Source organism: Bacteroides xylanisolvens XB1A, from assembly GCF_000210075.1.
GTDB classification, from domain to species: domain Bacteria; phylum Bacteroidota; class Bacteroidia; order Bacteroidales; family Bacteroidaceae; genus Bacteroides; species Bacteroides xylanisolvens.
Genome location: NC_021017.1, coordinates 5716470 through 5725657 on the forward strand (window position 1 = coordinate 5716470; position 9188 = coordinate 5725657).

Annotated in this window: 9 protein-coding genes; 7 read left to right on the top strand and 2 right to left on the bottom strand. The window is 40.7% G+C overall.

Annotation, left to right across the window (positions count from 1 at the left end; all coding sequences use genetic code 11):
* The first annotated feature begins 24 nt into the window (after positions 1 to 24).
* The 4 genes from BXY_RS22465 (at position 25) to BXY_RS22480 (ending at position 4208) form a co-directional block, all read left to right on the top strand.
* Entirely contained in the window at positions 25 to 945 is a 921-nt protein-coding gene (locus BXY_RS22465; RefSeq protein WP_004314216.1) for an OadG family transporter subunit, read from the top strand.
* Between the two features lie 24 nt (positions 946 to 969).
* On the top strand, positions 970 to 1401 hold the full coding sequence (locus tag BXY_RS22470; RefSeq protein ID WP_004300895.1) for an acetyl-CoA carboxylase biotin carboxyl carrier protein: 432 nt from the start codon (positions 970 to 972) through the stop codon (positions 1399 to 1401).
* Between the two features lies 1 nt (position 1402).
* The gene (locus BXY_RS22475) at positions 1403 to 2563 is read left to right on the top strand and encodes a sodium ion-translocating decarboxylase subunit beta (protein WP_004300899.1); all 1161 of its coding nucleotides are present in this window, start codon (positions 1403 to 1405) and stop codon (positions 2561 to 2563) included.
* 304 nt (positions 2564 to 2867) lie between these two features.
* Entirely contained in the window at positions 2868 to 4208 is a 1341-nt protein-coding gene (locus BXY_RS22480; protein WP_015533023.1) for a CDC27 family protein, read from the top strand.
* A gap of 84 nt (positions 4209 to 4292) precedes the next feature.
* Here BXY_RS22480 and BXY_RS22485 read toward each other — a convergent pair whose 3' ends face one another.
* Positions 4293 to 5297 carry a class II fructose-bisphosphate aldolase gene (locus BXY_RS22485; protein WP_004321522.1) on the bottom strand — a complete coding sequence of 335 codons (1005 nt, stop codon included), beginning with the start codon at positions 5295 to 5297 and terminating at the stop codon, positions 4293 to 4295.
* A gap of 433 nt (positions 5298 to 5730) precedes the next feature.
* Here BXY_RS22485 and BXY_RS22490 point away from each other — a divergent pair, with 433 nt between their 5' ends.
* Positions 5731 to 5985, top strand: coding sequence for a type B 50S ribosomal protein L31 (locus BXY_RS22490; protein WP_004300906.1), 255 nt, complete (start codon positions 5731 to 5733; stop codon positions 5983 to 5985).
* An 80-nt stretch (positions 5986 to 6065) separates the two neighbouring features.
* Here the strand turns inward: BXY_RS22490 and BXY_RS22495 are convergent, their stop codons facing one another.
* On the bottom strand, positions 6066 to 7280 hold the full coding sequence (locus tag BXY_RS22495) for an ATP-binding protein (protein ID WP_004300908.1): 1215 nt from the start codon (positions 7278 to 7280) through the stop codon (positions 6066 to 6068).
* A 193-nt stretch (positions 7281 to 7473) separates the two neighbouring features.
* Here BXY_RS22495 and BXY_RS22500 point away from each other — a divergent pair, with 193 nt between their 5' ends.
* Positions 7474 to 7881, top strand: a complete 408-nt coding sequence (locus BXY_RS22500) for a hypothetical protein (RefSeq protein WP_004304410.1) — start codon at positions 7474 to 7476, stop codon at positions 7879 to 7881.
* A gap of 736 nt (positions 7882 to 8617) precedes the next feature.
* Positions 8618 to 9046, top strand: coding sequence for a hypothetical protein (locus BXY_RS22505; RefSeq protein ID WP_015533024.1), 429 nt, complete (start codon positions 8618 to 8620; stop codon positions 9044 to 9046).
* Positions 9047 to 9188: the final 142 nt, after the last annotated feature.

Below are 9188 nucleotides of genomic sequence, written 5' to 3' on the forward strand. Positions count from 1 at the left end.
TTTCACATTAAAACAAGAACGATTATGAACAAAACCAAAATCGGAATATTCCTTTCTTTGCTGTTGCTGATTGGTCTGACTTCTTGTGGAGAGCAAAAGTCGAACAATAAGCTGGTGCTAAACGAAATCCTGATAGACAATCAGAGTAATTTTCAGGACGATTACGGATTGCACAGCGCATGGATTGAAATATTCAATAAATCATTCGGTAGCGCCGACCTGGCAGCTTGCTTGCTGAAAGTAAGCAGCCAACCGGGCGATACAGTTACTTATTTTATCCCGAAAGGTGATATACTTACCTTAGTGAAACCACGCCAACATGCACTATTCTGGGCAGATGGCGAACCTAACCGTGGTACTTTCCATACCAGCTTCAAGCTGAATCCGGAAACAGCTAACTGGGTGGGTCTGTTCGACTCCGGCAAAAAGTTGCTCGACCAGATTGTAGTGCCCGCAGGCGCTCTCGGTCCCAATCAATCATACGCTCGTGTAAGCGACGGGGCAGCTGAATGGGAAGTAAAAAGTGGAAGCGGTGACAAATACGTGACTCCAAGCACCAACAACAAGACTCTTGACAGCAATTCCAAGATGGAAAAGTTTGAAGAACACGATGCTGATGGCGTTGGAATGTCCATTTCTGCCATGAGCGTAGTATTCTGCGGATTGATTCTTCTCTTTATTGCTTTTAAGATTGTAGGAAAAGTAGCTGTTAATTTGAGCAAGCGCAACGCTATGAAATCTAAAGGCATTGACAAGCATGAAGCTAAGGAACTGTCACAGGCTCCGGGCGAAGTATACGCTGCTATTTCTATGGCATTACACGAAATGCAGGATGAGGTGCACGACGTAGAAGAAACGGTGCTGACCATCACCCGCGTAAAACGCAGCTACTCACCATGGAGTTCGAAGATTTACACTTTGCGTGAAACTCCTCCCAGAAAGTAAGTCACCTTTTAAAAAGTAAAAACGATGAAAGAATATAAATATAAAATCAACGGTAACTCATATAAAGTAACCATCGGAGATATTGAAGACAACATCGCTCATGTAGAAGTGAACGGTACACACTATAAAGTAGAAATGGAGAAACAGCCGAAGCCTGTTGCGAAACCCGTGACAGTACGCCCGATGCCTAATGCTCCTGCTGCTCCTACTCAAGTAGTGAAACCGACTGCTCCATCTACCGGAAAATCAGGAGTAAAATCTCCGCTGCCGGGTGTGATCCTCGACATCAAAGTGAATGTAGGCGATACTGTAAAGAAAGGACAGACCATTATCATATTGGAAGCCATGAAGATGGAAAACAATATCAATGCGGATAAGGACGGTAAGATTACTGCCATCAACGTCAACAAGGGAGACTCTGTTCTTGAAGGTAATGACCTCGTAATTATTGAATAATATGGGAGACTTTATAAACTTTTTAGGAAATAACCTGGCCGACTTCTGGACATACACAGGCTTTGCCAATGCTACGGTAGGGCATGTAGTCATGATTCTCGTTGGCTTGGTATTCATCTATTTGGCAATAGCCAAAGAGTTCGAACCGATGCTGCTGATTCCTATCGGTTTCGGTATATTGATCGGTAACATACCTTTTAATATGGATGCCGGGCTGAAAGTCGGTATTTATGAAGAAGGTTCTGTATTGAATATATTGTATCAGGGAGTGACCTCCGGCTGGTATCCGCCGCTCATCTTTTTGGGCATCGGCGCCATGACGGACTTCTCGGCACTTATCTCTAATCCAAAATTGATGCTGATTGGTGCAGCTGCACAATTCGGTATCTTCGGTGCTTATATGATCGCGTTGGAAATGGGCTTCGATCCGATGCAAGCCGGTGCTATCGGTATCATTGGTGGAGCAGACGGCCCGACGGCCATCTTCCTTTCTTCCAAGCTAGCACCTAACCTGATGGGAGCCATTGCGGTGTCCGCCTACTCCTATATGGCGTTGGTTCCGGTGATACAGCCGCCTATCATGCGTCTGCTCACCACCAAGAACGAACGTGTCATCCGCATGAAACCGCCACGTGCCGTTTCTCACACGGAGAAGGTGATTTTCCCGATCATCGGTTTGTTGCTGACTTGTTTCCTGGTTCCTTCCGGTCTGCCTTTGCTGGGTATGCTGTTCTTCGGTAACCTGTTGAAAGAAAGTGGTGTAACCCGCCGTTTGGCTAATACAGCCAGTGGTCCGTTGATTGATACAATCACTATCCTGTTGGGTCTGACAGTAGGTGCTTCTACACAAGCATCCGAATTCCTGACGCTTGACTCTATCAAGATCTTTGCCCTCGGTGCATTGTCATTTGTTATTGCAACTGCCTCCGGTGTCATCTTCGTTAAGATCTTCAATATCTTCCTGAAGAAGGGTAATAAGATCAATCCGTTGATCGGTAATGCAGGTGTTTCTGCTGTTCCCGACTCTGCACGTATCTCGCAAGTGATTGGTTTGGAATATGATTCGACCAACTATTTGCTGATGCACGCTATGGGTCCGAACGTTGCCGGAGTGATCGGTTCAGCTGTTGCTGCCGGTATCCTGCTTGGATTCTTGATGTAAGATATAAGGCAAGATGGGACGCTTGTTTGAACAGTTCTTAAAACAAAAATAAGATTATCCTAAAAGCCTTGAATTTATAAAATCACCTTTACTGCATCATTGTAGTAAAGGTGATTTTTTATTGTAAGAACTTACTGCCTAAAAAATATTGCATTTGCTATGGCGTATGCATCGTATCGCATTCCGTTGTGTTATCTTCTCTTATCATTTCGTTAATCTATCTAAAACAGCCTACGAACAATTCGTAATTATAATATTTTTAGTAACTTGCAACAGATAAGTCAAACAACTAAAATAAAATATTATGAAACGGATTATCATTCTATTCTTTCTTTGCTATACTATTCCTTTAATAGCGCAACATACAGACCCTATTCAAGAAGCCATGGCAAATTATGACTATGAGACTGCCCTTTCCCTCATTGCCCAAAAGAAATCCACCCCTCTCCTGCTATTGCAGAAAGGCAAAGCATTGCGCGGACTAGGGCTCACCACAGAGGCACTTGCCACCTATCAGGAAATTATCCGTAATGATACCACAAATACTCGTGCTTTCATCGAAGCAGCCGAATGTTGCCGGACATTAGCTAACTATAATCAAGCCCTGAAATATTATGAACATGCACTCGATCTGAATCCGGAAAACAAATATGCACGTATTCAATATATCAGTTTGCTTCTATCCCAGCAGAAGTTTAGGGAGGCGCTTGGTGAAAGCAGCCTGATGACGGAAAAAGATAGTTCCGCCATTGCCCTGCATTTACAGGCACAAAGCTTTGAAGGGATGGGCGAACTTCTTCCCGCCGCAGGTTGCTATTACAATATCCAGGCTAAATATCCCGACGATTATCTGGCAGCCAGCAAACTAGGCGCTCTAAATATATCCGGTTCTTATTTCGACGAAGCCATCGAAGCTACAGAAAAATACCGGCAAATTGACAGTACCAACATTTCCGTCAACCGGCAGAACGCTTTAGCGTACTGCTTGAAACAAGACTACCCCACTGCCATCCGGCGTTATGAATATCTTGTCAGTCAAGGGGACAGTTCTTTTCATACTTGTTATTATTTAGGCATTAGTTACTATGCAGCAGAGAAGTATTATGAGGCTCATGATTTTTTGGAAGTCGCCCGGAAATATGATCCCAACAATATCAATCTCCTTTATTACCTTGGCCGTGCCTGTTCCAAAACTTCCTGGAAAAAAGAGGGCGTAGACTATTTGGAAAAAGCCATTGATCTATCCATTCCCAAAGACAGCAGTATGACCCGGCTCTATATCGGGATGACCGACTGTTACAAGATGGCACAAATGTACAAAGAACAGATTGCATCCATCAAAAAACGCTATCAACAGTATGACAAACAAAACCACAAACTATTGTATGACATGGCCTATATATACTTCTATGACTTGAAAGATAAGAAAAATGCGGAACGCTATTTGGAAGCATTCCTAAAAACACGTCCTAAAGACACTAAAGAAGAAGCGGAAATGAACGAGAGAAGCGAACTTGTTTTAGGAAAATCCAATTATTATAATGCCGCCGCCAACTGGCTGAAAGATATTCAAAGTAAACAAAAAATAGAAGACTTCTTTCAAAATTCCTCTCCACAACTTCCTCTCCCAAAGAAAGATAAATAGATAAGAACTATAAAGCAACTAAAAGGCTGCTACCGGTTTATCGGTAGCAGCCTTTCTTTTATTTATGGAATAATCCGGAGATTATTACTGTGCCAATTTGTTGTCAGAACCGAGCACATTCAGAATTTTGTGCTTGTACAGTTTTTCCATATTGTCACGAGCCGGACCAAGATACTTACGTGGGTCGAATTCAGCCGGTTTTTCAGCGAATACCTTACGTACAGCAGCAGTCATAGCCAGACGAGAGTCAGAGTCGATGTTGATTTTGCAAACAGCAGACTTAGCAGCTTTACGCAATTCTTCTTCCGGAATGCCGATAGCAGCTTTCAGTGCACCACCATATTTGTTGATAGTTTCCACTTCTTCTTCCGGAACTGAAGATGATCCGTGAAGAACGATAGGGAATCCCGGAAGTTTTTCCATTACAGCGTCCAATACTTCGAAAGCCAATGGAGGAGGAACCATACGGCCAGTCTTCGGGTCGATGTGGCATTGTTCCGGAGTAAATTTGTAAGCACCGTGAGAAGTACCGATTGAGATAGCCAAAGAGTCGCAACCAGTGCGAGTAGCGAAGTCGATTACTTCTTCAGGGTCAGTATATGTGTGGTGGTCAGCAGAAACTTCATCTTCTACACCAGCCAATACGCCAAGTTCACCTTCTACAGTTACGTCGAACTGGTGAGCGTATTCAACAACTTTCTTAGTCAATGCTACGTTTTCTTCGTAAGGAAGGTGAGAACCATCGATCATCACTGAAGAGAAACCTGAATCGATACAAGATTTGCAAGTTTCGAATGTATCTCCGTGGTCAAGATGAAGAACGATTTCCGGATGTGCGCAGCCTAATTCTTTAGCATATTCTACAGCACCCTGTGCCATGTAACGCAACAAAGTAGCGTTAGCATACTGACGAGCACCTTTAGAAACCTGAAGAATCACAGGAGATTTAGTTTCAACAGCAGCCTTGATGATAGCCTGCATTTGTTCCATATTGTTGAAGTTGAATGCTGGGATAGCATATCCACCTTTGATAGCCTTAGCAAACATTTCTCTTGTGTTTACCAATCCTAAATCTTTGTAATTTACCATTTTGTTTAAAGTTTATTGTTAGTGAATAAAAATTCTACGCAAAAGTAAGCATTATCCATCGAATAACGAACATCGGAAAGAAAAATATAGTAGAAAAAGGTTTAAATCAGACTGCAAAATTTAGCAGGAATACGAGTGTGACATTAGATTGTAATGTCCACCTTGCAAACTTTGGGATTTATGATTTCTGAATTCTGATTGATGCCTTCGGATTTATATCTCCTTATTTATACCTTATTTATACCTCATTTTTCATTCATTTAATCACCAAAATCTGCATAGCAAATCAGAAATCATAAATTAGAAATCAGAAATTTTAGAAAACCTTTTTCTATTTCACAGAAAAGCATTATCTTTGCGCTCTGAAAATGACCATTACACTATTTCTTACCAAAATAGTAACAGAATATAAATTAAAAAAACAGATACTGAAATGAAAAAAGGCCTTCATCCAGAATCATACCGTCCGGTAGTATTTAAAGATATGTCAAATGGTGACATGTTTTTGTCTAGATCAACTGTAGCAACTAAAGAAACCATCGAATTCGAAGGTGAAACTTATCCGTTGCTGAAGATTGAAATCTCAAACACTTCTCACCCGTTCTATACAGGTAAATCTACATTGGTAGATACTGCAGGTCGTGTTGACAAGTTCATGAGCCGTTACGGTGACCGTAAGAAGAAATAATTCGATCTTTCGTGAAAGATGAAAAAAGAGGAGATTCTCGCAGAGAATTTCCTCTTTTTCGTTTTCTATATTCCTTAACGTCAAGCATCATCCAACAAGAAATCGGCTATATGACGATGCCTGACACCCTCCACATTATCCTGCCACAAGCTGTCCATGCTAACTACATATTTAGGATAATGGTCGTTAATGGCGAGCAAAGGAGCAAACTCCCTCTCAACAGTGGCCTGTGAAGCTAACTGATACGTTACTTGCACATAAATCTTTTCTTCCCGACGGATGGCTACAAAATCCACTTCTTTATCATCCTGTTTGCCTACATACACTTCATAACCCCTTCTTTTCAACTCCAGACAGACCAGATTCTCCAACATACCTGCAATCAACCGGTCACGATAGCCCATCACGGAATAAATCAAAGAAAGGTCACTTACAAAATACTTTTCATTCGTCTGCAGAATTTCCTTTCCTTTAATATCATACCGGGGAATACGTTGAATGATAAAAGCACTTTCCAATGCATTCAGATAATTATAGATGGTATTCATATCCACCTTCCGTTGCTGACTTTTGAAGTAATCAGCTATATTTTTAGCGTTCAGCTTATTGCCTATATTATCGAAAACAAACTTCACTACCCGTTCGAGCAGTTCCACATTCCGGATATTGTGACGCTGCACCGTGTCACGAAGAATGACAGAAGAATAGATGTCGTAGACAATTTTATAGATAGCCTCATATCCATAATCGGCAGTATGTATGGCCGGAAATCCTCCCATACGGAGATATTTCTGAAATTCCTCCTTCCGGTTGAGTGTCGGATCATTGGCCTGCAAGTCATGGAAAGTCAGATATTCTCTAAAAGACAAGGTCATGACATGAAAAGCGACATACCGTCCCGTTAAATAAGTTGCCAGTTCGGACGATAACATACGTGAGTTGGAGCCGGTCACATAAATATCCGTATCCAAATCTACCAGAAGTGAGTTGACCACTTTTTCCCAACCGTCCACTTCCTGAATTTCATCCAAGAGAATATAATATTTACCCGCATCTCCTGCCTGCCCCCGAATATAAGCATACAAAGCCTTCGCCTCTTTCAGATCTATCCACTGAAAACTTTCAAAATTCAGATAGATGATACGTTCTTCACGAACTCCTCTCCTCAACAGTTCGTCACGAATCAGACGCAGCACTACCGACTTTCCACTGCGACGAATACCCGTTATCACTTTTACAAACGGCTTATCTATAAAAGGAACGATTTGTTCCATATACTGTTCACGATTAATCATATTCAAAAGTTTTTAGGGTTATAAGCACAAAGATATACTATTTTCGGAAAGTTTTTAGGGTTATAACCCTAAATAATTCCATAAATTCAGATTCTTTTAGGGTTATAAGCCGAAAAATAAATAAAAGAAATATGACTAAATCCGATTTATTACCAAATAAAGAAAGTACCTTTACCCGACTAATTAATAAAAAATGGAAATAACCGATTTAAAACAAATGACAAAGGAAGAAGTTTTTAATTTCATCAGACAACGCCTTTCTTTCAGTAAAGAACTGCAAGAACAATTCAGACATGTGAATAAAGACGATCTCGCAAAAGAACATCGCAGATTCGAAATGTCCGGAAATGAATCAAAGACAGGCCAATGCACGATTTTCAACACAGCGATTCTGAACGAGTTTGCCGATCTTGGCATCTATGATTATACTTCTTACCTTTTTCTCGACTTCCACAATGGCACTCCAACCGTTTATCTCAAATATTTCTCCGAAAATGAAAATTTGGAATATACATTTACCGGATATACCACAACGGAAATCATCTTTGCAATTCTTGAACTGACTATCTTCTCCGGAAAGCCCAAAAGAAATCGCAGCTAAAAAAAAGAATTGCACGGAAAGACAATGCGAGGTCAAAAGACTTTTATGGCTTTCATTTAGGCACGGATTACACGGATTTCACGGTTCCATTAGACTAAAAGCCGCGAAATCCGTGTAATCCGTACCTAAATAATATCAATCTAATAGATGGTTTCACTTTTGGCTCCCTCCTTTTTATCATCACATTATATTTGCCACCCGTATAGCATATTTACCATCTTTATACCATACTCTCTATTCTCATACCATATTTCCTGCATTTATTTCCTCTTTTCCATCCTATTCCGAAAAAAAACATATATCTTTGTCACACGCTTTCTGCCCATCAGCGTGATGAAACAGGCAAAAGCGGTTTTTATTCCTTAATGGAGTAAATAACGTATTGTCTCTCAAACTTAAAAATTAGCAGTTTTTTCACACCGAGAGATGATACAACAGATACTCCACGTAGATAGTCGTATATCAACATATCGATTAGAGATTTGTTATATATAAACGTTTGGCGTGGGTGTCTGTTGTTTATCATTATCTGGTGAAGGGTATTGCTAAGCCTTAAGTTTAGATAATGGTACAACAGCACTCACGCTTTTATTGTATCCGGTCGGTTTCAACAATCCTTATACCCCAACCAATTCCCCACCCGACCGAAATCATAAAAATCGTGGGTGTTCGTTGCACCTCTCCGGACAATACGTTATTTACTCCTTTTTTTATAACACATTAAAACAAAAGCAATATGCCAAAATGGATTAGTGTAGAAAAAGCAGTGATTAAGTATCACATCGAAAAAGAAGCGATCCTGCTTTGGGTGGAAATGGGACAATTCCCTATGTTATACATAGACAATGTTCCGAACGTTGACGAAGAATGTATTCTGGAACTCTTTCGCCGAAGTAAAGCCGGCATTACAGCAGAATATATTGATACGCTGGAACAACTGTGCATAGATAAAACAATGGTCTGCGAGAAATACGCCCACATTATTCAATTGAAAGAAGAGGAAATTCAGCTGCAGAAGGAAATAAATACGTTGATAAACGAAATACAGGCAGCAATGAAGAGACAAAATGAACGGATCCGGGATTTGAAAAAAGCGATTGGAGAGAATAATAATGTTATACGTAGCGACAGTTGGATAAAAAGACTACGCAAAAAATTCCAATAGTGAATAATTATCAGCGTACCAATTACCATGTGGGACACAACGTAAACAATTAGCATATTGACACATTATTGCACGGTTTTTACCACAGAGGACACGGAGGGCACAGAGGTGAATTTGTTTTATGACTTACGGTTGTAAGCAC

Coding starts and splice junctions, on each gene's coding strand:
- BXY_RS22465 (WP_004314216.1), top strand. CDS start 25: ATGAACAAAACCAAAATCGGAATATTCCTTTCTTTGCTGTTGCTGATT.
- BXY_RS22470 (WP_004300895.1), top strand. CDS start 970: ATGAAAGAATATAAATATAAAATCAACGGTAACTCATATAAAGTAACC.
- BXY_RS22475 (WP_004300899.1), top strand. CDS start 1,403: ATGGGAGACTTTATAAACTTTTTAGGAAATAACCTGGCCGACTTCTGG.
- BXY_RS22480 (WP_015533023.1), top strand. CDS start 2,868: ATGAAACGGATTATCATTCTATTCTTTCTTTGCTATACTATTCCTTTA.
- BXY_RS22485 (WP_004321522.1), bottom strand. CDS start 5,297: ATGGTAAATTACAAAGATTTAGGATTGGTAAACACAAGAGAAATGTTT.
- BXY_RS22490 (WP_004300906.1), top strand. CDS start 5,731: ATGAAAAAAGGCCTTCATCCAGAATCATACCGTCCGGTAGTATTTAAA.
- BXY_RS22495 (WP_004300908.1), bottom strand. CDS start 7,280: ATGATTAATCGTGAACAGTATATGGAACAAATCGTTCCTTTTATAGAT.
- BXY_RS22500 (WP_004304410.1), top strand. CDS start 7,474: ATGGAAATAACCGATTTAAAACAAATGACAAAGGAAGAAGTTTTTAAT.
- BXY_RS22505 (WP_015533024.1), top strand. CDS start 8,618: ATGCCAAAATGGATTAGTGTAGAAAAAGCAGTGATTAAGTATCACATC.